Origin of the sequence: Burkholderia sp. BCC1644 (genome assembly GCF_902833225.1) — a bacterium.
Taxonomy (GTDB): domain Bacteria; phylum Pseudomonadota; class Gammaproteobacteria; order Burkholderiales; family Burkholderiaceae; genus Burkholderia.
Map to the genome: position 1 here is coordinate 200,088 of NZ_CADFEI010000014.1, position 23,792 is coordinate 223,879.

Sequence of the window (23,792 nt, forward strand, 5' to 3'; positions counted from 1 at the left end):
TCCTGGTTCGGAATGCGTGGCCGTCGCCACGTTGGTCGTCCTTGTTCTTGTCGTCGTCGCGCACGCACCGCTCCGTCCGGCGCGCGCTAGCTTCCGCCGCGATCCATCCCGCGCCGGTACGCGGCCGGGCTGGTCGCCGCGATACGCCGGAAATGGCGGCGCAGCGATTCCTCCGAGCCGAACCCCGCGCGCGCCGCGACCTGCGCGAGCGACAACGCGGGCTGCGCCTCGAGCATGTCCTTCGCGACGTTCACGCGCTCGCGGATCAGCCACGTGAGCGGCGACATCCCCGTCGCATCCGCGAACTGACGCTGCAGCGTGCGCGTGCTCATCGCGGCCTGCGCGGCGAGCGACGCCAGCGTGTGCGGCTCGGCCGCATGGGCGCGCATCCAGTCGATCAGCTTCGCGAGCCGGTCGGTGCCGCCAGGCGCGACCGGGCGCGGCACGAACTGCGCCTGCCCGCCATCGCGGTGCGGCGGCAGCACGAGGCGCTGGGCGACACGGTTCGCGATCGCGCCGCCGTGATCGCGGCGCACCAGATGCAGCAGCATGTCGAGCCCCGCCGCCGACCCTGCCGACGTGACGATCTGCCCTTCGTCGACGTACAGCGCATCGGGATTCACACGCAGCGCCGGATAGCGCGCCTGCAGGCGTTCCGCATAACGCCAGTGGGTCGTCACCGTGAGCCCGTCGAGCACGCCGGCCGCCGCGAGCACGAACACGCCCGAACAGATCGAGCAGAGCCGCGCGCCGCGCCGATGCGCGGCCCGCAGCTTCTTCAGCAACGGCTCGGGCGGCAGCTCTTCGGGATCGCGCCAGCCGGGAATCACGATGGTGTCCGCGCGATCGAGCGTCGCGAGCCGGTACGGCGCGGCGACCGTGATACCGCCCGCCGCGCGCACGGGCCCCGGCTCGCTGGCGCATACCGCGAAGCGATACCAGTCGACGCCGAGTTCCGGGCGCTCGAGCGCGAACAGTTCGACCACGCAGCCGAATTCGAAGGTGCAGAGGCGATCGTAGGCGAGCGCGACGACGAGATGATTGTGCATGGCGCGATGTTACCGGAACTTGTCGATCGCGCCACTGCCGCAAAACAGGCCGAACCGCGATACTGCCCTTCATCCCGGCGCGTTCCGCGCCGCTTCGACCCGGAGAACCTGCCCATGTCCTGCGTCACCGACGTGCCCGCCGCCGACAGCCCCGCCGCCCTCGCGCATTTCGAGGCATCGCTGCGATTCGAGACCGATTGCTGGGACGTGCACGACGCGTTCGCGTCGGGCGCGCCCGACTTCGTGCTGCTCGACGTGCGCGGCCCCGACCAGTTCGCCGCCGGCCACGTGCCCGGCGCACGCAACCTGCCGCGCCGCAAGATCATCGAGAGCAAGCTCGCCGGCTATCCGGCCGCCACGCTGTTCGTCGTCTACTGCGCGGGCCCGCACTGCAACGGCGCCGCGCGCGCGGCGATCCAGCTGGCGCGCCTCGGCCGGCCGGTCAAGCTGATGATCGGCGGCGTGACGGGCTGGCGCGACGAAGGTTTCGCGTTGAGCAACGAAGCGCAGCCGATGGACGCCGAAGCCGGCTGATCGTCATTAAAAGCGCAACAATCAATTGCCGGCACACGAACGGAAAAAGCGCGACAATCAGCCCCATTGCAGTTCGGACGGAGCAGCACCATGCATGATGAAGTCCTGATTCAAGTGGCCGGTTCAGTCGCCGCGATCGCGATCTATTTTCTGCCGGCCGTCATTGCCGACCGGCGCGGCCGGCAAGACAAGCTGACGATCGCGATGTTCAACGCGCTGTTCGCGTGGACCGGCATCGGCTGGCTGATGACGCTCTACTGGGCGTGCCAGCCGAACCCGCGCACCGACGTCGCGCAGACGATCCTCGCGAAGCGCCGCGGCGTCAGCATGCGGACCTTCTCGACCGGCCTCGTCGAACGCGTGCAACGCCGCGTCGCCGCCCAGGAACAATGGGCCGAGAAGCAAGGCTGCCGTTAAGTCCCTTTTTCCCCTTCACCGTGCCGCGTCGAACTTCGGCATCCTGACGTTGGTCGACGCGCGGTAATCCCGGTTCAGTCCCTCGCGCGGCGGCCAGCCGCCCGCGCGCAAGCACGCCCCGAACGCCCCCGCCGTCACCGCCCGCGCGATCCGCTCGCCCGGGCAGCCGTGCGGCCCCGTGCCGAAACCGAAATTCGGCCCCGCTGCGCGGCCGGGCATCAGCCGGTGCGGCTCGCGATGCACGGCCGGGTCGCGGTTCGCGGCGGCGAGCACGACGAGGATCGCGTCGCCGGCGTCGACGGTCACGCCGTCGATCGTCGTGCGCGCCGCGACGAAGCGGCGCGTGTTCTGCACCGGTGAATCGAAGCGCCCGACTTCGGCGACGAATGCGTCGAGCGCGGTGTCGTCCGGCACGGCGTGTGCGGCTTGTGCGTCCCCGTCCCAGGCCACCAGCGCGTTGCCGAGCCACGCGGCCGTCGCTTCGCACGTCTGCGACAGCAACCCGACGAGATTCGCGACCAGCCCGCCGCTCGCCTGCCAGCCGGACTCGCGGGCCGCCTGCTGCACGGCGGCGACGAGCGTGCCGTCATGCGCATGCGTCTGCGCGACGCGCTCGGTCATCCGGTCGAGCAATTGCCGTGCGCCTTCGCTCGCGCGCGCCAGCGCCGCCGCATCCGACAACGGCGACAGCGCGGCGACGAAGTCGACGACCCGCGCCGCGATGTCGTCGAGCTGCGCTTCGTCGAAGCCGAGCAGATCGGCAACCGCGCAGACGGGCACGGTCATGCACCACGTATTCAGCGCGCCGGTATCGCCCGGCGCCGGCAACCGTCGCGCGGCAAGCTGCGCCGCGCGATCGCGCAGCGCATCCGTGTCGATCGGTGCGAACGCCGCGCGCAGCGCCTGCTTCGGCACGTCGTGCCGCAACGCACCGTCGTTCATGCGCACCAGCTCACCGAACAGCGCGCCGGCCGTCGTACCGCGCAACGCGGGCGGCACCGGTGTGTCGAGCGGGCGTACGCGGCAAGCGGGATGGCCGAGCACGGCCGTCACGACCGACGCGCGGCTCGCGACCCACAGGCCGAGCGTGGCGTCGAACGCGAGCGGCGGCCCGTCGACGAGCGTCGCATAGTAGGGATAGGGATCGCGGTGCGTCACCGCTGCAATGGGATCGGTCGGGTTCATGCGCTCAGTATCGATGCAGTGCGCCGCCGCATGTTTCGGGTTCACGTGAAATGTCGCGGTGCGAAGGCCGCGCGTCGCGACATCGCCACGACAGGCAACGGTCAGGCGGCCGACCGGTAGCGGTGCGACTGCATGCGCATCCGGACGCGCCCGGCCGAAATCGCGCGCGGCTCGGGCACCACCGTGTCGTGATGGAACATTTCCTGCCGGAATTCGCCGTTTTCGTCGAACCACTGGCAGATCAGCCAGTCGCCGTCGTCGAATACGACCGGCCCCGCATAGGTGACGGTCATGCGCGGCCCGCCCGTTTTCAGCGTCACGACATCGCCGACGCGAAACCCGACGCGCTGATTTTCTCGGATCGTCATCGCTCTCTCAGATTTTATATATTGATATTCCCGGCAGCCCGCCGACCGGTCATTTGAATGTGCCGCAGATTATCAATCAAAAAACCCGCCGGCAACTGCCACGCATGAAAATGCACTGCCCGGGAAAATGCAACGATACGCGCCACCGGTGCGCACGGCGTGCCGCCGATCGCCCGATCCGGCGCGGATTGCACGGCGGATCGGGTCAACCGGGGGAAATGCGGAGAATAGACGATGGTTTTCGCGCCGTCATCGACGGTTAATTCAGACGCGAAATAGGTTGATTATTGTCAATCGACGTTTCCACTAGAAACGATCCCATGTTTTATTGACGGTCATTCCCCGAACAAAACCGGCGAATTATCGGGTGACGCAAACCAGCGGTTGATGTCGCGCCCCGGTACGGCCGCCTGCGTGAACGTAAACGTGCCGTCGCGGACCATCTCGGTCGCGGCACGCAGGAACGCGCCGAGCGCGGCCCGCGCCAGCGCGCCGCCGACGCTGACGCGCTTCACGCCGAGCGCCGCCAGCTCGTCCAGGCTCAGCAGGCCGCCCTGCAGCCCCATCACGACGTTGACGGGCGCGCCGACCGCCCGCGTCACCGCCGCAATTTCGTCGGCATCGGTAATGCCCGGCGCGTACAGCACGTCGGCGCCCGCGTCGCGATAGGCGACGAGCCGTGCGATCGTGTCGTCGAGGTCGCGGCGGCCGTGCAGGTAGTTTTCGCAGCGCGCGGTCAGCGTGAACGGAAACGGCAGCGCACGCGCCGCGTCGACGGCCGCCGCGATGCGCTCGACCGACGCGTCGCGCGCGTAGATCGGCGCATCGGCGCGGCCCGTCGCGTCCTCGATCGAGCCGCCGACCGCCCCGGCCTCGGCCGCCAGCCGGATCGTTTCGGCCACCGTGCCGGGCGCGTCGCCGAAGCCGTTCTCGAGATCGGCGCTCACCGGCAGGCCGCCCGCTGCGACGAGATCGGCAATATGGTCGAGCATCGCGTCGCGGTCGATCGCGTTGTCGGGCTGCCCTTTCGAAAACGCGTAGCCGGCGCTCGTGGTGGCGAGCGCCTCGAAACCGGCCATCGCCAGCAGGCGCGCGGTGCCGGCGTCCCACGGGTTCGGGATGATGAACGCACCGGGGCGCGTGTGCAGCGATCGGAAAGCTTCGGCGTGGCGGGCCTGCAGGTCGGAACGGGTCATCGTGGACTCCCGGATGGTGATGACGGGTGAGCTTACGCCGGTCATGCGCGCGACGTTTCAGCATGGGCCGAAATGTCGCCGCGCGACCGGAAAAAGTCCGAAGCGCCGGATTCACGCCGCCGGCCGCCTTCGCTTACGGCGATGCAGGCGGCCCGCCGTCGATGCCGAGCAACACGTCGGTGACAGCCTCGGAGAACCGCATCGTGCGGCCGTCGATCAGCACGGCGGCCGGATGCGACGGATCGCGCACCGCCTGCGGCACGCCATGGGCGATCAGCACGCGCGCGCACGCTTCCCAGTCGGGACCGTCGACGCCCTCCGGCTCGTTGACGGACGCCCACGACAACGTGCCGAGCGCGTCGCTCCCGAATCCGTGCGGCTCGCGCCAGCTTGCGCCGTGCGCAAGCAGGAACGCCAGCAGGTCGGCATCGCCGCGGAACACCGCATGATTGAGCGCGCTCGCGTCCCAGTCGCCGCCACGCGCGGCAATCGGCCAGCCCAGCTCGACCATGACCTTCACCGCGTCGCGCGAACCCCACGCGGCGGCATCCGGCAGTTGCCGCAGCCGGTCCCCGGTCAGCGCGCCGGGCAGTTCGGGATGGCGCGCCTGGATACGCCGCGCATCGTCGCCGTCGGCACGCGCGCAGGCCGCCACGAACGCGTCGTCCGCGCCGAGCGCCTCTTCCGCGCCGGCGGCGCGCAACAGCGCCGCGACGTCGGTCAATCCGGCCTGCATGGCCAGCCGGTACGCGCCGACGCCCGCCGGCGTGCATGCACGGGGATCCGCGCCGGCCGCCAGCAGCGCGGCGACGTGGCGCGCCGGGCAACGCACGGCGATCGCGCGCAACAACGGCGCGCCCCACATCTTCGTCGGCCCTTCTCCGGCCGGCTCGTTCGGGTCGCCGCCATGCGCGAGCAGCAGTTCGAGCGCGGCGGCATCCGGCACGTCGAGCGCCCGCCGCAGTGCATTCGTCCCGTCCACCCGCGCGCCGTGCTCGAGCAGCAGACGCGTGCACGCCGGGTTTTCCACCGAGTGATACAGCGATTCGCCGTCGTTCGGGTCGGCGCCGGCTTCCAGCAGCATCGCCGTGAGCGCCGGATCGCGATTGACGCCCGCGGCGCCGTACAGCGCCGACAGCGGCCCCGACTCGTCGGGCTCGGCGAGCGACGCCGGCGGAAACCGGTTGCCGATCCGCTGGTTCGGATCCGCGCCGGCATCGAGCAGATGGCGTGCGCAGGCGCGCAGCCTGACGGCGAACCCGGGAATCTGCCCGAGCCGCGAATGCGTGACGGCGACCAGCGGCGGCAGCTTCAGCGCACCGCCGGCACGCGCGATCCAGCCGGGATCGGCGGCCAGTGCCGCCTTCACCGCGTCGAGATCGCCCGCCGCGCACGCGATGGCCGGATCGGCCGAAACGAGATCGGGATGGTCGAGCAACAATTGCGCGGCGACGCGCGGCCGCGCCGCGTCGAAGCCGCCGGTCACATCGCCGCCGTAGGCGAGGTCGAGCCAGCGCCGGATCAGCTGCGCCCTCGGTTGCCCGCCAAGCGCATGGGTTTCGACGAACGCACCGAGATCGGCCCATGATGCGAAGCCGTACTCGCGCGCAATGCAGGACTGCGCGTCGTGCAACCGGAGCCCGAGCGCGAGCGCTTCGTCGTGCGTGCGGTTCGCGGCGGCTGGGAGAAACCGGACAAAGCGCGCGACGGCATCGGCGTCACCCTGCCGGTACAGGCGCAACAATTCCTTGGCCTGCTTTTTCAGATGATCGGGATTGGCCTTGGGAGGCAGCTTTTTCATGCGAATCCTCGTGCAGTCATGGCCGAAGGTCCGCAATACCGCCAGCACAAAGGATGGGGAAGACTGGAGTTGATGCGACAGGTGGGTTCAACCCTTTCCGCGGACCCGGAAGCGACCTGCATCGCTGCCCGGTATCGTAGGCGACGGCAAGCGGCATCGTCAACCGTGCCGCCGGCGCCGCCACTCAGCCCGCGAGTTTCTTCGTCAGGAAAATACGCGTGTGCCCGACCGGATAGTCCGGCAGCTCGCCGAAGCGGACATAGCCGCGTTTCTCGTAGAACGGCCGCGCCTGGAAATCGAACGTGTCGAGCCACGCGCCGTGGCAGCCGCGCGCGACGGCCTCGGCCTCGGCGAGATCCATGATGCGCGTGCCGGCGCCCTGGCCGCGCGCGGCCTCGGGCACCACGAGCAGGTCGACGTGCAGCCAGCCGAACGCCGTGCCGCCCCACAGGCCGCCGACCACCACACCTGCGTCGTCGGTCACGACCACGGCCAGTGGCCGGAACTCGGCCGGGCCGGCCTGACTTTCGTTGAATCGAACGAGCGGCGCGACGATCTGCTTGCGTACGTCCGCGTCGCCCGCGTCGGTCACTGAGTAGGTGAACGTCATCGGTTGCGTCGGGTTGAATCGTGAACGGGAATGGGCCGCAGACGCACGCGCGGCGCGCGTCAAACGACGTAGGCGCCCTTCGCGTGCAGTTCCGCTTCGGTACGCTCGAGCGCCGCGATCGCATCGCTGCCTTCGAGCGCGAGCAACTGCGCGACCAGCGCCTCGGCCATCGCATGCGCGGCCACCAGCGACGGGAAGAACGACGGGCTGTCGTGCGTGAAGATCAGTTGCGCGTCCGCGTGCAGCGCGATCGGCGACACCGCGCTGTCGGTGATCGCGACGATCTTGCTGCCCTGCGCTTTCGCGGCCTGCGCGACGCGCGTCGCTTCCGCCGAGTACGGCGCGAAGCTGACGACCACGGTCACGCTCTGCTTCGCGATCGTGCGCAGCTCCATCTCGAGCGAACCGGCGACACCGTTGAGCAGCGACACGGTCGGGCGGAACAGCCGGTAGCCGTACACGAACCCGAACGCGACCGGATAGCACGAGCGGAACCCCGCCACGTGCACATGCGACGCCTTGCGGATCAGCCTGGCCGCGTCCGCGAGCGCGTGCTCGTTCTGCGCGGCGGTGGCCGACAGGTTGTGCTGCTGTGCGGCGAGCAGGTCATGCGCGAGCGACGCCTTCGCGTCGGGCCGCACGAGCGAGCGCGCGCGCTGCGTGAGCGGCTCGGGGCGCGTGCGCACGCGCGCGACGCACAGATCGCGCAACTCGTTCCAGCCGGGGAAACCGAATTGCTGTGCGAGCCGCACGAGCGACGCAGGCTGCACCTGCGCGCGTTGCGCGACCTTGCGCATCGACGACGTGGCGACTTCGTCGGGATGATCGAGCAGGAAGGCCGCGCCCGCCTGGAATTGCGGGCTCAGCTCGGAAAATTGCGCCCGGATCCGGGACGCGAGTTCGTCGAAATTGGCAGCCATCGTGATGGGAACGGGAACCGGTCGTTCATGGTATCACCGGCCCCGCGCGCACCGGTCAGCGCAGCACTTCGACGTGATCGGCGTCGACCTTCACCTTGCCCGACCACTTGCGCTCGAATTCGCCGGTCAGCTTTACCTCGTTCTTGTCGTTGACGGGCTGGCCGGCCGCCCACAGCTTGTCGTCGATCTCGACGCGGATCGTGCCGGTCGCGTCGGCGAACTCGTAGTCCTCGCCGCCGGCATGCTTGACGATGCGCCCCTGCAACTGCACATGCTGGTCGTCCTTGCCGTTCGCGAGCAGTTCCTTCACGGTCGTCGTGGTCAACGCGGACGGCCCCGTATATTCCGCATAAACGGCGGCAGGCAGCACGGCGAGCGCAACCGCCAGGATTCTCGTCAGGTGTTTCATGGTCTTGTTCCTCCGATTTTGGTCGTGTGCCGCGCCCCTCTTGAGCGCGACGGCCCGAGATTACGGAGCGTAAGATTAAGCAAACCTGAAGGTCGCCCCGAAGCGGCGCGCGACGGATCGAAACGGTGCGCCAACGCACCGGGGCACCGGCGTTTAAGCTCCCGCTAAGGCACGCGCGCTTATCATGAGAACCCCGGGCGTTGCTGCGCCCTGCTGAAGAGACATGAATCCATGCGCGTACTGCTCGTCGAGGACGATCCGCTGATCGGCAGCGGGCTCGAACAGGGCCTCAAACAGGAAGGCTTCGCGGTCGACTGGGTAAAGGACGGCGATGCCGCGTCGCTCGCGCTGCGCTCGACCGGCTACGGCCTGCTGCTGCTCGATCTCGGGCTGCCGAACCGCGACGGCCTGTCGGTGCTCGCGGCGCTGCGCCGCCGCGACGAAAACCTGCCCGCGATCATCATCACCGCGCGCGACGGCGTGCCCGACCGCATCGCAGGGCTCGACAGCGGCGCGGACGACTATCTCGTCAAGCCGTTCGAGCTCGACGAACTACTCGCCCGCATCCGCGCGGTCAACCGCCGCCACGCGGGCCGCGCGCAAACGACGCTCGCGATCGGCCCGCTGCGGCTCGACCCCGTCAAGCACCTCGTCTGGCTCGACGATGACGAAGTGCCGCTGTCGCCGAAGGAGTTCGTGCTGCTGCACGAGCTGATGCGCGAACCCGGCGCGGTGATTTCGCGCGAGCAGTTCGAGGAGCGGCTGTACAGCTGGGGCGAGGAAATCGAGAGCAACGCGGTGCAGGTACACATCCACAACCTGCGCAAGAAGCTCGGCCACGACATGATCCGCACGGTGCGCGGCGTCGGCTACCGGATCGGTGACGGCACATGACGCACCTGCAACGCGCGATCGCGCGCTGGCGCAACGCGTCGTTGCGGCGGCGCCTGCTGACGTGGCTGTTGCCGGCCGCGTGCGTGATCGGCCTGGTCGCGAGCGCCGGCACCTACTGGGGCGCGCTGCGCGAGCTCGACGACCTGCTCGACGACCAGATGCGCAGCATGTCGAAGCAAATCGTCGTCGGCCCGAACGGCGAGCTGTCGTTCAGCGACCATGCGAACGGCAAGCACGGCTTCGAGGCGAGCGACCCCGATGCGGTGCTGCTGCAGGTGTGGCGCAACGGCACGCTGATGTATTCGACCGACCGCGAATCGAAACTGCCGCCGCCCGAGCAGAAGGGCATCGCGAGCGTCGACGTCGGCGGCCAGCCGTGGCGCACCTATGTGACCGAACGCGGCGGCACGACGATCCGGCTCGCGCAGGCGCGACATGCGCGCTGGGAAGCGATCGCCGGCATCGCCGTGCACCTGCTCTGGCCGGTGTTCTCGATGCTGCCGCTGCTCGCAATCGGACTGTGGTTCGGCATCGGCGCGGGGCTGCGGCCGCTGCGCACGATCGCATCGGGCCTGAAACGCAGGAATGCGAACAACCTCGAACCGGTCGACGTCGCATCGATGCCGAACGAGGTCCGCCCGCTCGCGGAGGCGATCAACGACCTGCTCACGCGGCTCGACCGCTCGTTCACGCTGCAGCGGCACTTCATCGCCGATGCCGCGCACGAGTTGCGCACGCCGATCATGGGGCTGTCGATCCAGTCGCAGCTGCTGCGGCGCGCGGCGACCGCGGAGGAACGCGAACATATCCTCGCGCAAATCCATGCGGGCACGACACGCCTCGGCCATCTCGCCGAGCAGTTGCTGACGCTCGCGCGCCTCGAACCCGATGCGCAGGCGGCCGCATCGGCGTCGGCGCCCGTCGATCTCGCCGCGCTGTGCCGGTCGGTGGTGTCGGACCGCGCGCGCGTCGCCGACGCGCACCGGATCGATCTCGGCGCGATCGTCGCCGCGCCCGTGATGGCGGCAGGCAACGTCGACACGCTGCGCGTGCTGCTGAACAACCTCGTCGACAATGCGATCCGCTATGCGGGCAACGGCTCGCGTGTCGACGTGTCCGCGCGCATCGACGGCACGACGCCCGTGCTCGAAGTCGCCGACGACGGCCCCGGGATTCCGGAAGCCGAACGCACGGACGTGTGGGAACGCTTCTATCGCGGCGAAGGGGCGCAAGCCGTCACGTCGTCGGGCAGCGGGCTCGGGCTGTCGATCGTCAAGCGAATCGCCGAACAGCATCGCGCGACGGTTGCGCTCGGCACTACGCAAGGCGGACGCGGGCTGACCGTCACGGTGCGGTTTCCCGCACCGGCCTGATGCACGCGTGACCGTCGGCTTTTCCACAGATTATGTTGGCAAGCTTGTGGACAACCTTCCGTTAACAGCACCAAGCCGTTGATCGGAAAGGGTTTGTCGGGGCTGCGCGGCAAATGCGCCAGGCGGCCGCAAACCGGTGCGCGATGCACCGCGCCCGGTCAGCCACGCACCCCGTGCTACTCAATTGTCGTCAACGATCTGTTCGACCCGCAGGCCGGTCGAGGTTTCGAGAATGCTGGCGTGCTGCGTCACTCGGCAATACAGACGCCCTTTCGGGTAGTCGTCCGGCTTCGGGCGCGTGCGATCCTCGACGTGAACGACGACGGTCCCGTCGCCCGGAAAGGCACCGACATGTTCGCCCATGTAATAGAGCTGACCGTTCAACTGGTAATAGCCCTGCCCGAGGTACCAGAACGAGTCCTTGCCCGTTGCGATCGGCTTGTCGCGGAGATAGATCGCATCCCCCTTCCTGACGATCGGGAAGAACAGCAAACCGATTTGCGGCTCGATGATCGTGTAGTGATTGGCACGGATGTCGTCGATCACCTTGCCGCGGAGTTCGTCGCTCATGTGCTGGGCCTTGCCGAAATACGCGGTCCGATAGTCGGGCGGGATACACGCATGGGCGCTCGTGCCGCATACCGCCGCCAGCAACGGCACGGCGATCATCTTCCTGATCGTTCTCACTGATTTCTCTCCAGGTTCCTTGTTGTTGGCCGGCAATCCGTCGCAACCGATGCTTTCGGTGCCGGATCGCGCCCCAAGTGTACCGACCCATCATCGCGCGGTGACGTTCATCCGCCAACTTGACAACCAGTTGTCCATTACGTAAAGTAGTTGTCAATTCATGATGCGAGTGGAACATGACGAAATCCGCGAAGTTGACCGCCGTCGCGCTGTCCGTATTCCGGTTGAACGGGCTGCTGATCGAATGGGGCAACACCTTTTCCGGGCCACATGGCCTGACCAGTGCGCGCTGGCAGGTGCTGGGCGCGATCTCGATGGCGCCGGACGCGCCGAACATCCCGCAGATTGCCGATGCGATGGGCATCACGCGGCAGGCGGTGCTGAAACAGATCAACGTGCTGACCGAAGAAGGGCTGGTCCTGTCCTTGCCCAACCCGGCACACAAGCGCTCGCCCCTTTATGCGCTGACGCCGCGCGGCGAAGCGGCCTATCAGGCCGTGGTCGAGCAGTGGCAACAGCATGTCCGCGACATTGCCGGCGAATTCAGTTCGGCCGACCTCGATGCCGCCATTCGCGTTCTGTCGGCGATGTCCAGCGCACATGGCCAGGACGGCCACGCGTAACCCCCCGCCAGCCCGCTACCTCACCAGGAGTTCCCATGCCTCACTTCAAGCCGATGGATCCGGCCTTTCCGATCCAGCAACAAATTGCGATCGACGCGGAGCCGGTCGTTCTCGTCAACCTGTTCACGCTGGAACCTGCGGACGAAGCCGACTTTCTCGCCGTATGGAAGGACGACGCGGAATTCATGAAGCGGCAGCCGGGATTCATCTCGACCCAGCTTCATCGCGCGCTCGGCGACAGTCCGACTTACCTGAACTACGCGATCTGGGAATCGACCGAAACGTTTCGCGCGGCCTTCACGCATCCGGAATTCGTCGCCAAGCTGTCGGCCTATCCGTCGTCCGCGGTCGCCAGCCCGCACCTGTTCCAGAAAGTCGGCGTCGCCGGTATCTGCACCGCTTAAGTGCGCGTGCGAAACGTGGCAGCGCGTGGCATCCACCCGTGCCGCACCGACCCATCGCGAACGCGGACTTCTCCACAGAAAATGTTGGCAAGCTTGTGGATATCCTGCGCACCGCGTCGCTAAACCCTTGATCCGATGGACTTTGGCACGCGTGATGCAGACGAGGTCCGGGCAGTGGCCGCCGCGCATGTCGCTACGCCCCAGTTCGCATCACGACGCCACGGCGATGCACGCCGCGACCGCCCGATGCGTGCCGGCCGGCTGCCGCGCCACTTACCCACAGATTGTGTTGGCAAGCTTGTGGATATCCTGCGCAAGCATGCGCTAACCCGTTGATCGGCCTGCCATTCATGCGTGGTGCCACCGTTTCGGCAACGCGCGGCGCAAGCGGGTGCGGAAGCAGACGACCCGGCGCTACGACACCCTCTGCCCGCGCCTTGACGCCCCCGCACGTCACGCATCAAGATCATGCGAGCCGCACGCGGCCGCGCATCGTCGGCGTCGCGCGCCGGCCTGGCGGGCCGGCCGCTGCGCCGGCGCCGCACCACGACACATCACTCCGAGGAAGACCATGGAACACTTCACCGCGTGGCAGTTGCTCGTCTCGCTCGTGCTCGTCGCCATCGTCGTCTATCCGTACGTTCGCATCGTCCGGCGCACCGGGCATTCGGGCTGGTGGATCCTGACGATGTTCGTCCCGGTCCTGAACTTCATCATGCTGTGGGTGTTCGCGTTTGCGCGCTGGCCCACGGTCGACGATCGGCAGCGCTGAACATCGCGGCGACGGCCCGCGGGCTTGTCCACAGATTTTGTTGGCAAGCATGTGGATAGCCTGCGCATACCGCGACCAAGCGCTTGATCCGAAAGACTTTGTCCGCGCCGCTTCGAATGCGGCACGCGACCGGTCAATCGCCGCTTGCGTGCCCTCCCGTGGCGTGACGAGTCGCCCGCCGCGCCGGCCCGCCCGCTTGTCCACAGTTTTTGTTGGCAAGCATGTGGATAGCCTGCGCATACCGCAGCCAAGCGCTTGATCCGAAAGACTTTGTCCGCGCCGCTTCAAACGCGGCACGGCGGCTCGCGCCACGACGAACGCGGCAGCACGCAGGCTTGTCCACAATTTTTGTTGGCAAGCATGTGGATATCCTGAGCATGCGTGACCTAAGTCGTTGATCGCACAACGTTTGGTCATGCGGGTCACGACTGCGGCACGGCGTGCGGGCGGATCGCGCCGCGCACGCCGCACCGCCCGGCTCAGCCGAGCGCCTGCGCGACGATGCGGGCGACCGACGCGATCACATCGTCCTTCGCCCGCGCATCGGCTTGCGCCTGCGTGTAGTAGACGACCAGCACGATCGGTGCGCCCGACGCCGGCCAGATCACGCCGGCATCGTTCGTCGTCCCGTAGTCGCCGGTGCCCGTCTTGTCGCCCACCTGCCACCCGGCCGGCACGCCTGCGCGGATCCGCTTGTCGCCAACCTTGTTGCCGCGCAGCCAGGTAACGAGCTGCGCACGCTGCGCGGCCGGCAGCGCCTCGCCGAGCGTGAGCACGCGCATGCTCGCGGCCATCGCGGCAGGCGTCGTCGTGTCGCGCGGGTCGCCCGGTAGCGCGGTATTCAGTTCGGTCTCCCATCGATCGAGCCGGAACGTGTCGTCGCCGATCGAGCGCGCGAACGCGGTCACGGCGGACGGGCCGCCGATCAGCTTCATCAGCAGGTTCGCGGCCGAGTTGTCGCTGTACTGGATCGCGGCCTCGCACAGCGCGGCGACCGTCATGCCCGTGCCGACATGCTTCTCCGACACCGGCGAATAGTTGACGAGGTCGGCCTTCGTGTACGTCACGCGCTGTTGCAGCAAGCCCGGGCGATCGACGCTCTGCGCAAGCACCGCCGCGCTCAGCATCGCCTTGAACGTACTGCAGAACGGAAAGCGCTCGCCCGAGCGATGCTCGATGATCCGGCCGCTCGCGGTGTCGATCGCGCACACGCCGAGACGGCCGCCCGCGTCGCGCTCGATCTCGACAAACGTCGCCTCGGCGGCTGCGGCGGTAGCCGAGGCCACGGCTGCAGCCGCGTCCGCCGCTGCCGGACTGGCCGCGCCCGGTGCAGCAGCCTGCCGCGACGCGCACGCGGTGACGGTGAGAACGAGCGGCGCCGTCGCGGCGGCCAGCAACAGGGTTCGACGTTTCGATGAGTAGGTCATGTCGGTTGTCTCGTGGTGGAATGGAGGCGAATCGAGGTTGAAAACGGCCGGCCGCCGAGACAGCACTATCGAGACTTTACGGTTGCCTGACAAGCAACGATAATTGAGCGCTGACAAAAGAAATTCTTATGACCAAGCTCCGCCCTCATCTTCCGCTCAATGCGTTGCGCGCGTTCGAATCGTCGGCGCGCCACCTGAACTTCACACGCGCCGGCCTTGAGCTGAGCGTGACCCAGGCCGCGGTCAGCCAGCAGGTGCGCTCGCTCGAGGAGCGGCTCGGCTGTACGCTGTTTACACGGCTGCCGCGTGGCCTCGGGCTCACCGACGAGGGCCGTGCGCTGCTGCCCGTGCTGAGCGACGCGTTCAGCCGCATCGAGACGGTGCTCAAGCAGTTCGACGGCGGGCGCTTCCGCGAGGTGCTGACGCTCGGTGTCGTCGGCACCTTTGCCCTAGGCTGGCTAATGCCGCGGCTGAAGCAGTTCGGCGATACGCACCCGTTCGTCGAGCTGCGGCTGCGCACCAACAACAACGTCGTCGATCTCGCCGCCGAGGGTCTCGACTTCGCGATCCGCTTCGGCGAAGGCAACTGGCCGGCGACGCGCAACGAGCGCCTGCTCGACGCACCGCTCACCGCGCTGTGCGCGCCGGAAATCGCGCGGCGCCTCGCGCAGCCGGCCGATCTTGCGAACGAAACGCTGCTGCGCTCGTACCGCACCGACGAATGGCACGGCTGGTTCGACGCCGCGCAGCTCGAGCCGTGGGCAGTCAACGGGCCCGTGTTCGATTCGTCGCGGCTGATGGTCGAGGCCGCGATGCAGGGTGCGGGGGTCGCGCTCGCGCCGGCCTGCATGTTCGCGCGCGAATTGCAGCTCGGCCTGCTCGCGCGGCCGCTCGACATCGACGTGCGGGCAGGCGGTTACTGGCTCACGTCGCTGAAATCGAAACCGCTGACACCCGCGATGACGCTGTTTCGCGACTGGATCGTGGCCGAAGCGGCCGGCACGACGCCGGGCGCGTAACGCGGCGCGCTTGTCCACAGAAAGTGTTGGCAAGGATGTGGATATCCTGGGCACCCGGCACCTAAGCCCTTGATCGCGCACGAATTTACTTTCCGACACACACATCGGGCAGCCTTTGTGCACGGGCTTCGCACGCCTGTCGCATTCGGGCCCGATACTCAACCAATGCGACGCAATCGATTGCGAGTTGTCCACAGAATATGTTGGCAAGCCTGTGGATATCCATCAGAACCGGCGCGTAACATATTGATACACAAGGGGATTCAATATCCGGACCTTGACCGGTCAATGGTGTGGCACCGGAACGGCATTCGCACCGCACGCCGGACAACCTCCAGGCACGCGCCGCGCGCGTGATCGAGGGCCGGCCGGTTCCCCACAGATTGTGTTGGCAAGCTTGTGGATATCCTGCGCACCGGCCACCTAACTCATTGAGCACACGGGGTTTTGTGCTTCTTCTGCAGAATCGGGCAGCGCCGGCGCAGCCCGTGCGGCCGGCGCCGGCGCGAGCCGTGCCTCAATGGCGGTCGAGCCCGCCGCGCAGTTCGCTGGCCTTGTCGCGCAGCGCTTCGTAACCCGAGCGCGCATGCTCGGGCAGGTCGGGATCGCCGATCAGTGCGCCGAGCGTTTCGATCAGGCTGAACAAAATGCCCTTCGCCGCGCCGACCGCGATGCTCTGCGATTCGATCGACTTGTGCAGGTGGTCGACCGCCGCTTCCAGATTCTCGAGCTTGTGCTCGCCGTCGTCGGGCCGGTTGTCGGTCGTCATCGTCTACCTCCGCCATCGTTCAAGGGTCATGTCACGATTCTATGCCGCTGCGCGCGAACGTGGCGCGACATCGCGCAACGTTCGCGCAGCACGGCGCTACAGCACCGCGACCACCTTCACGCGGCCCGGCTGCTCCGCGGCCGCGACGACTTGGCCGTCGACCCGGCGGAACGTCAGCGACACGGTTTCGTCGCCGACGCTCAGTGCGTCGATCCGCAGCCAGTCGACGCCTTCCGGCAGCGCCGGGCGCTCGACGCGCACCTCGTGGCGCGACGCGTCGATGCTCACGCCGAGGCACGCCTGCAGCATCATGAACGGCGCACCGGCCGCCCACGCCTGCGGCAGGCAGGCCACCGGATACGCGGTCGGCGGTTCGCCGCGCCGGCGCGGGAACCCGCAGAACAGCTCCGGCAAGCGCATCTCGAAACTCACCGCCGCCTCGAACAGCGCGCGCAGCAGGTTGACCGCGGCCGTCTTGTCACCGTAGCGCGCGAGCCCGCGTGCAATGAGCGCATTGTCGTGCGGCCATACCGAGCCATTGTGATAGGCCATCGGGTTGAAGCGCGGCTGGCCGGCCGCGAGCGTGCGGATGCCCCACCCCGTCTGGAACAGCGCCGAGCCGAGCACGCCGGCCACCGCCGCGCCGCGCTCGGCGTCGGGCAGCCCGAACGCGAGCAGGTGCCCCGCGTTCGACGCGAACACGCGACACAAATCGCCATGACCGTCGAGCGCGATCCCGTAGAAATCGCCTTCCGGCATCCAGAACAGCGCGTCGACCTGTTCGCGCAACGTCTTCGCGCGCAGTGCGTAGCGCGTCGCATCGGCCGCGTGGCCGCGCCGGTGCGAGCACGCCGACATCGCATCGAGCGCCGCGCACGCATAGGCCTGTACTTCGACGAGCGCGATCGGCCCGTCGGGGAAACGACCGTCCGCATGGAACACCGAATCGTGGCTGTCCTTCCAGCCCTGGTTCGCGAGGCCGCGCTCCGACGTGCGCTGGTAATCGAGGAGTCCGTACGGATTGCGGTCGCACTTGTCGATCACCCATTGCGCGGCGCGTTCGAGCGCGGGCCACAACTCGTCGATCAACGCATCGTCACCGGTGCGTTCGACATAGGCGCCGGCCAGCACGATGAACAGCGGCGTCGTGTCGACACCGCCGTAGTACAGCGCGAACGGCACCTCGCCCGTCGCGGCCATCTCGCTGCGGCGGAACTCGTGCATGATCTTGCCGGGCTCCGCGTCGCGGAACGCGGACGTTTCGCGCGCCTGGTGCTCGGCAAGAAACCGCAGCACGCCGCGCGCGAGCGACGGCTGCAGCCACAGCATCTGCAGCGACGTGATCACCGCATCGCGGCCGAACGGCGTCGAGAACCACGGAATGCCCGCATATGGGTACGGTCCCGTATCGAGCTGCGTCGTGAGGAGCCCGAGATCCGCGAGCGAGCGGTCGAGCCACGCGTCGAACAGCGGATTGCCGGTGTTCACGCGCGCCATCGATTCGCGCCGCGCGCGCATCTCGCGATGCACGCCGACGAGCGCGGTGCGCAGCGCGACGCGGCCGCATCCGGGCCCTTCGACGCGCGCGGGGCCGAGCGTCGCATCGACGGTCAGGTAGATCGACACGCAGGCCTGCGCGGCGATCGTCAGCGTGTAGTCGGCGCGATCGACCGACAGCGCGTCGGGCGCCGGCGAGAAATGCACGGTCACGTTGCGCTCGACGCTGTCGAGGCCGTCGTAACGCAGCCGCACCGCGCCTGCATCGACGCGCGGCGCAACGACCGTGCCGCGCTTCGGGCGCTGCGTGCCGCGCACCTCGAACATGTCCTTGAAATCGGCCGCGAACGACAGCGACAGCGGCACCTCGGCTTCGCTCGCGCCGTAGTTCGTCAGCGTCAGCGCTTCGTAAAGCACGTCGCCCGCGAGCACGCGCATCCGCTCGATGTGGATCACGCCCTCGGGCGTCTCGTGGCCGCCGAGCGGCGGCAACGGGCGGTTGGTCAGGTGCGCGGTGAACGACGCGTTGTCGGCGCTCGTCGCGCCCGACAGCAGCGACGGCGCGCGGCCACCGAACGTCAGGCGCCATTTCGACAGCACGCGCATGTCGTCGACGAACAGGCCGTCGTCATGCCCGCCGATGTCGCCGAGCGCGTCGCTGACCACGAACGCGTCGCCGGATTTCAGTACGTACTGGTTGTTGCGCGCGAGGGCCTGCGGATCGGCTTCGGGCGCGATGAAGGCGGGGCCCGACGCGGCGGTCGGGGTAGCAGGCGCGACTTGCGGCGCCTGCGTCGTGGCGGCTTCGGCGTGATTCGGCATCGATGCTCCTGTGTCGAGGCGCAACGCGCGGCGCGCGTCGCGTATTTCGCACAGGATAGGCCAGAACGGGGCACGTGCGCAGCGACGAAAAAGACGCGACGCCCGGCGACGTTACCGTCGCCGCCAGGCATCGCGCACAGGCACATCAGGTGCAGCTCAGAACTTCCACAGGATGTTGCCGAGGATCGCGTTGTCGCGCACGCCGCTGCCGTACTGGCCGCTGTACGTGAGGCCGAGCGTCAGGCGCTTCGTGATGTTCGCGTCGATACCGGCTTCGAGCACCGCGCTGTCGCGAGCAATCGGCACGCCCGACACCTGGAACGACGTGCCGCCGTTCGCGAACGTGAACGCCGACGACGGCCGCACGTTGCCGAACGCATGCCGCCAGCCGACCGTCCCGCGCGCGGTGAACGTGCCGCTCGCGATCGAGCCGAGCTGCGACGCCGCACGCAAGCCGAGCGTCGAGAAGCCGACGTGGGTCGTCTCGCCGCCGGCGCGCAGCGCGGCCGCACCGCCGGTTTCCGTATAGCCGTCGGTATGCAGGTTCACATACGCGAGGCCCGCGAACGGTTCGATCGCCACGGGCCCGACCGGCAGCGCGTAGCCGACTTCGCCGAACACCTGCGCCGAATTCGCGTCGTAGCCGGCCGAATCGTGATCCGAGAAGCCCGCGAAGCCCGGATTGCGATCGCTGTTGATCCGGTACCACGTGTACGACGCGCCGCCGCGCACGCCGAGCGCACCGTACTGCGCGCCGCCGTACAGCGACAGGTAGTAGCTGTTCACCGACGCCGACGCACTCTGGTCGTTGTCGAGCGAGCTGTGCGTGACACCTGCGGCCAGACCCGCACGCCACTTGTCGTTGAGCGCCATGTCGGCGCCGGCGATGAAGCCCGTCATGCTGCGGTTGATCGTCGACGCGTTGCCGTCGCCGGTGAGCCGGCTGCGGCCGCCGAACGCCTGCCCCCAGACGACCGGTTGATAAGGCGTGCCGCCGTAGCAACCCTCGCGCGAGCCGATCCGGCGTTCCGGCGGCAGCGTCGGGTCGACCGCGCCGGCCGTGTTGTCGCCGCACAGCGCGGCGCCGCCCGACGACAGCGCGGCGAGCGGGCCCGATCCGGGCGCGAGGCCCTGACGGACGCGGTCGGTCACCGCGTCGCGCACATAGCGGCTGTCGAGCAGCAGCATGCTCTTCATGCTGGCCTGCAGTTCGCCGTCGAGCAGCCCGTACGCGCGGCGTGCGGTGGGCGCGTCGGTCGTCAGCACCGCGTCGTACAGCGGGTTGCCGGCACCGAGCCCGCCGAGCGCGGTCGCGACCGAACGCTGGTTCGGCGTCGTGGCGACGTCCGGCAGCGACGTGCCGTTCTCGACGAGTCGCAGGTACACGTGATTCGGGTCGTAGCTGAGCGTCGGCATCAGGAACGCGTAGTTCGCGTTCACCTGGCTGAACGCGCCCTGCACGCCCGATGCCGCCGTCACGATCGTGTAGGTCGTGCTCGGCTGGTAGCCGCTCTGGTTCGCGATCACCTGCACGGTGCCGCCGTTCAGCGTCGCCGTGCCGCCCGCCGCGAGGCTGCCGCTTTGCTGCGGCGACGCCGCGACCTGGAACGTCGAGCCCGGCTGGAACGTGACGTTGCCGCCCACGTTCAGCGCCGCGCCCGGCTGCGACGCGGCCGCCGTCGCGCCGCCCTGCACCACGAGGCCGCCGATCGTGCCGGTGCCCGTGACCGTCGCACCGTTCTGCACGGTTACGGTCGACTGGCCGAGCGAACCGTTGACGGCGAGCGTGCCCGCGCTGACCGTGGTCGGGCCGCTCAGCGTGTTCGTGCCCGTCAACGTCAGTTGACCGCTGCCGGCCTGCGTCAGCGAGCCCGCGCCGGAGATCGCGCCGCCGAACGACAGGTTGTCCGAGCGGTTGAAGACCAGTGCGCCCGCATCGGCGACGTTGCCGGCGATGCTGCCCGACGTGCCGCCGTTGCCGATCTGCAGCGTGCCGCCGGCGATCGTCGTGCCGCCCGTGTAGTTGCTCGCGCCGGTCAGCACGAGTGCGGCGCTGCCGCTCTTGGCCAGCGCGCCGGCGCCCGTCAGCGTGCCGCCGAAGGTGCCGCCGCCCGCGACCGTAAGCGTGCCCGTGCCGGTGTCGAGCGAGCCGTTCGCCGCACCGCTCAGCCCGTCGATCGTCACGTTCGTGCTGCCGAGCGCGAGGCTGCCGCCGTTCAGCGTGAGGCCGCCGGTGCCGAGCGCCTGGCTGTTGCCGAGCACGAGCGAACCGCCGTTGACCACCGTGCCGCCCTGGAACGTGTTGCTGTTGTTCAACGTCAGCGTGGCCTGGCCATCCTTGACGAGGCCGCCCGCGCCCGACACGACGCCCGACAGCGTCAGGTCCTGCGTGCCGCCGATCGTTGCATTCGCATTCAACGTGACCGCATTCGCGAGATTGACCGCGCTCGTCGTGTCGAGCGTGCTTGCGGCGCCGACCGTCACGGCGCCCGTGCCGAGCGCGCCGTTGCTGCCGAGTACGAGCGTGCCGCCCGCGACCGTCGTGCCGCCACCGTAGGTGTTGTTGCCCGACAGCGTCTGCGTACCGGTGCCGCTCTTCACGAGCGCCCCCGTGCCGCCGATCGTGCCGCCGAACGACGTGTTCGCCGCGCCACCGAGCGTCAGCGTGTTGCCGCCCAGCGCAACCGTGGTGCCCGTGACACCGGCGAGACCGCCGATGGTCTGCGCGCCCGCACCGAGCGTGAAGCCTGCGCCGGACGCCGCGAGGTTGACGGTCGTCGAGCCCGCGAGGCTGCCGCCCGTGCCCATCACGAGGTTGCCCGCATTGATCGTCGTCGTGCCGCCGTACGTGTTCGCACCCGTCAGCGTCGTCGTGCCGCCGCCCTGCTTCACGATGCCGCCCGTGCCGCCGATCGCGCCGCCGAACGTCTGGTTCGTGCCGTCGCCGAACGTCAGCGTGGTAGCGCCGAGCGCGACGGTCGAACCGGCCACGCCGCTCAGCGCGCCGATCGTCTGGTTCGCACCCGAGGCACTGACGTCGAGCGATGCGCCCGCGCCGTTCAGGTTGACCGCGCCCGTCGCCGCGAGGCTGCCGCCTGCGCCGAGCGCCAGCGTACCGCCCGCGATCGTCGTGCCGCCCGTGTAGGTGTTCGCGCCAGTCAGCGTTTCCGTACCGCTGCCCTGCTTCGTCACGCCCGCGGTGCCCGTGATCACACCTGCAAACGTCTGGCTCGCCGTGCTGCCGAAGGTCAGGTCGTTGCCGCCCAACGCAACCGTCGAACCGGCCACGCCGCTCAGCGCGCCGATCGTCTGGTTCGCGCCCGCGCCGCTCAGGTCGAGCGTCGTGCCCGTACCGCCGAGGTTCACGGTGCCCGACGACGCGATGCTGCCGCCCGCGCCGATCGCCAGCGTGCCGCCCGCGATCGTCGTCGTGCCCGTGTACGTGTTCGTGCCGGTCAACGTTTCCGTGCCGCTTCCTTGCTTGACGACCCCGCCCGTGCCGGCGATCGTGCCGCCGAACGTGCCGTTCGTGGCGTTGCCCAACGACAGCGTGTTGGCGCCGAGCGTCACGTTCGAACTGGCCACGCCGTTCAGCGCCCCGATCGACTCGTTGCCGGCCGCGCTGATGTCGAGCGTCGTGCCGTTGCCGGTCAGGTTCACCGCGTTGCTCGACGACAGGCTGCCGCCCGCACCGATCGCCAGCGTGCCGCCCGCGATCGTCGTGTCGCCTGTAAAGGCGTTCGCGCCGGTCAGCGTTTCGGTGCCGCTGCCTTGCTTCGTGATCCCGCCCGTGCCCGTGATCGAACCGCCGAAGGTCTGGTTCGTGCCGTCGCCGAACGTCAATCCATTGCCGCCCAGCGCAACCGTCGTGCCGGCCACACCGCTCAACGCCCCGATCGCCTGGTTCGCGCCCGAACCTGAAATGTCGAACGTTGCGCCCGCACCGGTCAGGCCGACCGCGCCCGTGGCCGCGAGGCTGCCGCCTGCACCGAGCGCCAGCGTGCCGCCCGCGATCGTCGTGCCGCCCGTGTACGTGTTCGTGCCCGTCAGCGTCTCCGTGCCCGTGCCCGACTTCGTGATGCCGCCTGAGCCGCCGATCGTGCCGCCGAACGTACCGCTCGTGCTGCTGCCGAGCGTCAGGTTGTTCGCGCCGAGCGTCACGTTCGAGCCCGCCACGCCGTTCAGCGCGCCGATCGCCTGATTGCCGCCCGCACTGATATCGAGCGCCGTGCCCGTGTTCGCGAGATTCACCGTGCCCGTCGACGCGAGGCTGCCGCCCGCGCCGATCGCGAGCGTGCCGGCATCGACCGTCGTGCCGCCCGTGTAGGTGTTCGCGCCCGTCAGCGTTTCGGTGCCGCTGCCTTGCTTCGTGACGCCCGCCGTACCCGTGATTGCGCCGCCGAAGGTCTGGTTCGTCGCGTCGCCGAACGTGAGCCCGTTGCCGCCCAGCGCAACCGTCGAACCGGCCACGCCGCTCAGCGCGCCGATCGTCTGGTTCGCGCCCGAACCGCTGATGTCGAACGTCGCGCCTGCACCGCTCAGGGTCACGGCACCGCCCGTCGCCAGACTCCCGCCCCCGCCCAGCACGAGCGCGCCGTTCGCGATCGTCGTGCCGCCCGTGTAGGTGTTCGCACCCAGCAGCGTTTCGGAGCCCGTGCCCGACTTCACGATGCCGCCCGTGCCGCCGATCGTGCCGCTGAACGCCCCGTTCGTCGTACCGCCCAGCGTCAGCGTGTTGCCGCCGAGCACGATGCTCGAGCCGCCTGCGCCGTTCAGCGTGCCGATCGACTGGTTGCCGCCCGCACTGATGTCGAGCGCCGTGCCCGCATTCGCGAGATTCACGGTGCCCGTCGCCGCGAGACTGCCGCCCGCGCCGATCGCAATCGTGCCTGCATTGACCGTCGTGCCACCCGTATACGTGTTCGCGCCGGTCAGCGTTTCGGTGCCGGTACCCTGCTTCACGATCCCACCCGTGCCGCCGATCGAACCACCGAACGTCTGGTTCGTCGCGGTACC

Annotated in this window: 21 protein-coding genes; 8 read left to right on the forward strand and 13 right to left on the reverse strand. The window is 68.8% G+C overall.

Translation table 11 applies throughout. From position 1 onward, the window contains the following. Positions 1–86: 86 nt before the first annotated feature. Positions 87–1,049 carry a transcriptional regulator FtrA gene (gene ftrA / locus HWX87_RS26390; protein ID WP_176050014.1) on the reverse strand — a complete coding sequence of 321 codons (963 nt, stop codon included), beginning with the start codon at positions 1,047–1,049 and terminating at the stop codon, positions 87–89. A 114-nt stretch (positions 1,050–1,163) separates the two neighbouring features. Here ftrA and HWX87_RS26395 point away from each other — a divergent pair, with 114 nt between their 5' ends. After that, positions 1,164–1,583, forward strand: coding sequence for a rhodanese-like domain-containing protein (locus HWX87_RS26395; protein ID WP_176050015.1), 420 nt, complete (start codon positions 1,164–1,166; stop codon positions 1,581–1,583). A gap of 90 nt (positions 1,584–1,673) precedes the next feature. Next, positions 1,674–2,000: a superinfection immunity protein gene (locus HWX87_RS26400; RefSeq protein ID WP_176050016.1), complete on the forward strand. Its 327-nt coding sequence runs from the start codon at positions 1,674–1,676 to the stop codon at positions 1,998–2,000. A 15-nt stretch (positions 2,001–2,015) separates the two neighbouring features. On the opposite strand, the gene HWX87_RS26405 is transcribed toward HWX87_RS26400, so the two are convergent. The 7 genes from HWX87_RS26405 to HWX87_RS26435 all read right to left on the reverse strand — a co-directional run bounded on the left by HWX87_RS26405 (position 2,016) and on the right by HWX87_RS26435 (position 8,489). After that, complete coding sequence (locus HWX87_RS26405; protein ID WP_176050017.1) at positions 2,016–3,185, reverse strand: cytochrome P450; 1,170 nt, start codon at positions 3,183–3,185, stop codon at positions 2,016–2,018. Between the two features lie 101 nt (positions 3,186–3,286). Then, the gene (locus HWX87_RS26410) at positions 3,287–3,553 is read right to left on the reverse strand and encodes a YodC family protein (protein WP_176050018.1); all 267 of its coding nucleotides are present in this window, start codon (positions 3,551–3,553) and stop codon (positions 3,287–3,289) included. Positions 3,554–3,888: 335 nt separating this feature from the next. Then, positions 3,889–4,749 carry an isocitrate lyase/phosphoenolpyruvate mutase family protein gene (locus HWX87_RS26415; protein WP_176050019.1) on the reverse strand — a complete coding sequence of 287 codons (861 nt, stop codon included), beginning with the start codon at positions 4,747–4,749 and terminating at the stop codon, positions 3,889–3,891. A 133-nt stretch (positions 4,750–4,882) separates the two neighbouring features. Further along, on the reverse strand, positions 4,883–6,550 hold the full coding sequence (locus HWX87_RS26420; protein WP_176050020.1) for an ankyrin repeat domain-containing protein: 1,668 nt from the start codon (positions 6,548–6,550) through the stop codon (positions 4,883–4,885). Positions 6,551–6,734: 184 nt separating this feature from the next. After that, positions 6,735–7,160 (reverse strand): GNAT family N-acetyltransferase, encoded by a 426-nt coding sequence (locus HWX87_RS26425; protein WP_176050021.1) that lies wholly within the window; start codon positions 7,158–7,160, stop codon positions 6,735–6,737. Positions 7,161–7,219: 59 nt separating this feature from the next. Further along, positions 7,220–8,080 (reverse strand): MurR/RpiR family transcriptional regulator, encoded by an 861-nt coding sequence (locus tag HWX87_RS26430; protein WP_176050022.1) that lies wholly within the window; start codon positions 8,078–8,080, stop codon positions 7,220–7,222. A gap of 55 nt (positions 8,081–8,135) precedes the next feature. Continuing rightward, a complete protein-coding gene (locus HWX87_RS26435; protein WP_176050023.1) occupies positions 8,136–8,489 on the reverse strand; it encodes a NirD/YgiW/YdeI family stress tolerance protein in 354 nt (117 codons plus the stop codon). A 231-nt stretch (positions 8,490–8,720) separates the two neighbouring features. Between HWX87_RS26435 and HWX87_RS26440 the strand changes: the two genes are divergently transcribed. Next, positions 8,721–9,383 carry a response regulator gene (locus HWX87_RS26440; protein ID WP_124449538.1) on the forward strand — a complete coding sequence of 221 codons (663 nt, stop codon included), beginning with the start codon at positions 8,721–8,723 and terminating at the stop codon, positions 9,381–9,383. Then, positions 9,380–10,756 (forward strand): ATP-binding protein, encoded by a 1,377-nt coding sequence (locus HWX87_RS26445; RefSeq protein ID WP_176050024.1) that lies wholly within the window; start codon positions 9,380–9,382, stop codon positions 10,754–10,756. The genes HWX87_RS26440 and HWX87_RS26445 overlap by 4 nt, the downstream gene beginning before the upstream one ends. A 180-nt stretch (positions 10,757–10,936) precedes the next feature. On the opposite strand, the gene HWX87_RS26450 is transcribed toward HWX87_RS26445, so the two are convergent. After that, complete coding sequence (locus HWX87_RS26450; RefSeq protein ID WP_176050025.1) at positions 10,937–11,425, reverse strand: hypothetical protein; 489 nt, start codon at positions 11,423–11,425, stop codon at positions 10,937–10,939. Positions 11,426–11,619: 194 nt separating this feature from the next. Here HWX87_RS26450 and HWX87_RS26455 point away from each other — a divergent pair, with 194 nt between their 5' ends. The 3 genes from HWX87_RS26455 to HWX87_RS26465 all read left to right on the forward strand — a co-directional run bounded on the left by HWX87_RS26455 (position 11,620) and on the right by HWX87_RS26465 (position 13,242). Further along, complete coding sequence (locus tag HWX87_RS26455) at positions 11,620–12,066, forward strand: MarR family winged helix-turn-helix transcriptional regulator (protein ID WP_176050026.1); 447 nt, start codon at positions 11,620–11,622, stop codon at positions 12,064–12,066. Between the two features lie 35 nt (positions 12,067–12,101). Further along, positions 12,102–12,470: an antibiotic biosynthesis monooxygenase family protein gene (locus HWX87_RS26460; RefSeq protein ID WP_176050027.1), complete on the forward strand. Its 369-nt coding sequence runs from the start codon at positions 12,102–12,104 to the stop codon at positions 12,468–12,470. A 571-nt stretch (positions 12,471–13,041) separates the two neighbouring features. After that, the gene (locus HWX87_RS26465; protein WP_176050028.1) at positions 13,042–13,242 is read left to right on the forward strand and encodes a hypothetical protein; all 201 of its coding nucleotides are present in this window, start codon (positions 13,042–13,044) and stop codon (positions 13,240–13,242) included. 479 nt (positions 13,243–13,721) lie between these two features. Here the strand turns inward: HWX87_RS26465 and blaPEN-bcc are convergent, their stop codons facing one another. After that, on the reverse strand, positions 13,722–14,669 hold the full coding sequence (blaPEN-bcc, locus tag HWX87_RS26470; protein ID WP_176050029.1) for a PEN family class A beta-lactamase, Bcc-type: 948 nt from the start codon (positions 14,667–14,669) through the stop codon (positions 13,722–13,724). 128 nt (positions 14,670–14,797) lie between these two features. On the opposite strand from blaPEN-bcc, the gene penR reads away from it, so the two are divergent. Further along, a complete protein-coding gene (gene penR / locus HWX87_RS26475; protein ID WP_176050030.1) occupies positions 14,798–15,688 on the forward strand; it encodes a beta-lactamase transcriptional regulator PenR in 891 nt (296 codons plus the stop codon). A 517-nt stretch (positions 15,689–16,205) separates the two neighbouring features. Here the strand turns inward: penR and HWX87_RS26480 are convergent. The 3 genes from HWX87_RS26480 to HWX87_RS26490 form a co-directional block, all read right to left on the reverse strand. After that, positions 16,206–16,457 carry a hypothetical protein gene (locus tag HWX87_RS26480; protein WP_006482135.1) on the reverse strand — a complete coding sequence of 84 codons (252 nt, stop codon included), beginning with the start codon at positions 16,455–16,457 and terminating at the stop codon, positions 16,206–16,208. Between the two features lie 96 nt (positions 16,458–16,553). After that, a complete protein-coding gene (locus HWX87_RS26485; protein ID WP_176050031.1) occupies positions 16,554–18,776 on the reverse strand; it encodes an amylo-alpha-1,6-glucosidase in 2,223 nt (740 codons plus the stop codon). Positions 18,777–18,932: 156 nt separating this feature from the next. After that, the coding region (locus tag HWX87_RS26490) for an autotransporter-associated beta strand repeat-containing protein (protein WP_176050032.1) at positions 18,933–23,792 on the reverse strand (4,860 nt) is incomplete at its 5' end.

Coding starts and splice junctions, on each gene's coding strand:
- HWX87_RS26435 (WP_176050023.1), bottom strand. CDS start 8,489: ATGAAACACCTGACGAGAATCCTGGCGGTTGCGCTCGCCGTGCTGCCT.
- HWX87_RS26430 (WP_176050022.1), bottom strand. CDS start 8,080: ATGGCTGCCAATTTCGACGAACTCGCGTCCCGGATCCGGGCGCAATTT.
- HWX87_RS26480 (WP_006482135.1), bottom strand. CDS start 16,457: ATGACGACCGACAACCGGCCCGACGACGGCGAGCACAAGCTCGAGAAT.
- HWX87_RS26450 (WP_176050025.1), bottom strand. CDS start 11,425: ATGATCGCCGTGCCGTTGCTGGCGGCGGTATGCGGCACGAGCGCCCAT.
- HWX87_RS26465 (WP_176050028.1), top strand. CDS start 13,042: ATGGAACACTTCACCGCGTGGCAGTTGCTCGTCTCGCTCGTGCTCGTC.
- HWX87_RS26425 (WP_176050021.1), bottom strand. CDS start 7,160: ATGACGTTCACCTACTCAGTGACCGACGCGGGCGACGCGGACGTACGC.
- penR (WP_176050030.1), top strand. CDS start 14,798: ATGACCAAGCTCCGCCCTCATCTTCCGCTCAATGCGTTGCGCGCGTTC.
- HWX87_RS26420 (WP_176050020.1), bottom strand. CDS start 6,550: ATGAAAAAGCTGCCTCCCAAGGCCAATCCCGATCATCTGAAAAAGCAG.
- HWX87_RS26460 (WP_176050027.1), top strand. CDS start 12,102: ATGCCTCACTTCAAGCCGATGGATCCGGCCTTTCCGATCCAGCAACAA.
- HWX87_RS26395 (WP_176050015.1), top strand. CDS start 1,164: ATGTCCTGCGTCACCGACGTGCCCGCCGCCGACAGCCCCGCCGCCCTC.
- HWX87_RS26455 (WP_176050026.1), top strand. CDS start 11,620: ATGACGAAATCCGCGAAGTTGACCGCCGTCGCGCTGTCCGTATTCCGG.
- HWX87_RS26485 (WP_176050031.1), bottom strand. CDS start 18,776: ATGCCGAATCACGCCGAAGCCGCCACGACGCAGGCGCCGCAAGTCGCG.
- HWX87_RS26410 (WP_176050018.1), bottom strand. CDS start 3,553: ATGACGATCCGAGAAAATCAGCGCGTCGGGTTTCGCGTCGGCGATGTC.
- HWX87_RS26445 (WP_176050024.1), top strand. CDS start 9,380: ATGACGCACCTGCAACGCGCGATCGCGCGCTGGCGCAACGCGTCGTTG.
- blaPEN-bcc (WP_176050029.1), bottom strand. CDS start 14,669: ATGACCTACTCATCGAAACGTCGAACCCTGTTGCTGGCCGCCGCGACG.
- HWX87_RS26400 (WP_176050016.1), top strand. CDS start 1,674: ATGCATGATGAAGTCCTGATTCAAGTGGCCGGTTCAGTCGCCGCGATC.
- ftrA (WP_176050014.1), bottom strand. CDS start 1,049: ATGCACAATCATCTCGTCGTCGCGCTCGCCTACGATCGCCTCTGCACC.
- HWX87_RS26405 (WP_176050017.1), bottom strand. CDS start 3,185: ATGAACCCGACCGATCCCATTGCAGCGGTGACGCACCGCGATCCCTAT.
- HWX87_RS26440 (WP_124449538.1), top strand. CDS start 8,721: ATGCGCGTACTGCTCGTCGAGGACGATCCGCTGATCGGCAGCGGGCTC.
- HWX87_RS26415 (WP_176050019.1), bottom strand. CDS start 4,749: ATGACCCGTTCCGACCTGCAGGCCCGCCACGCCGAAGCTTTCCGATCG.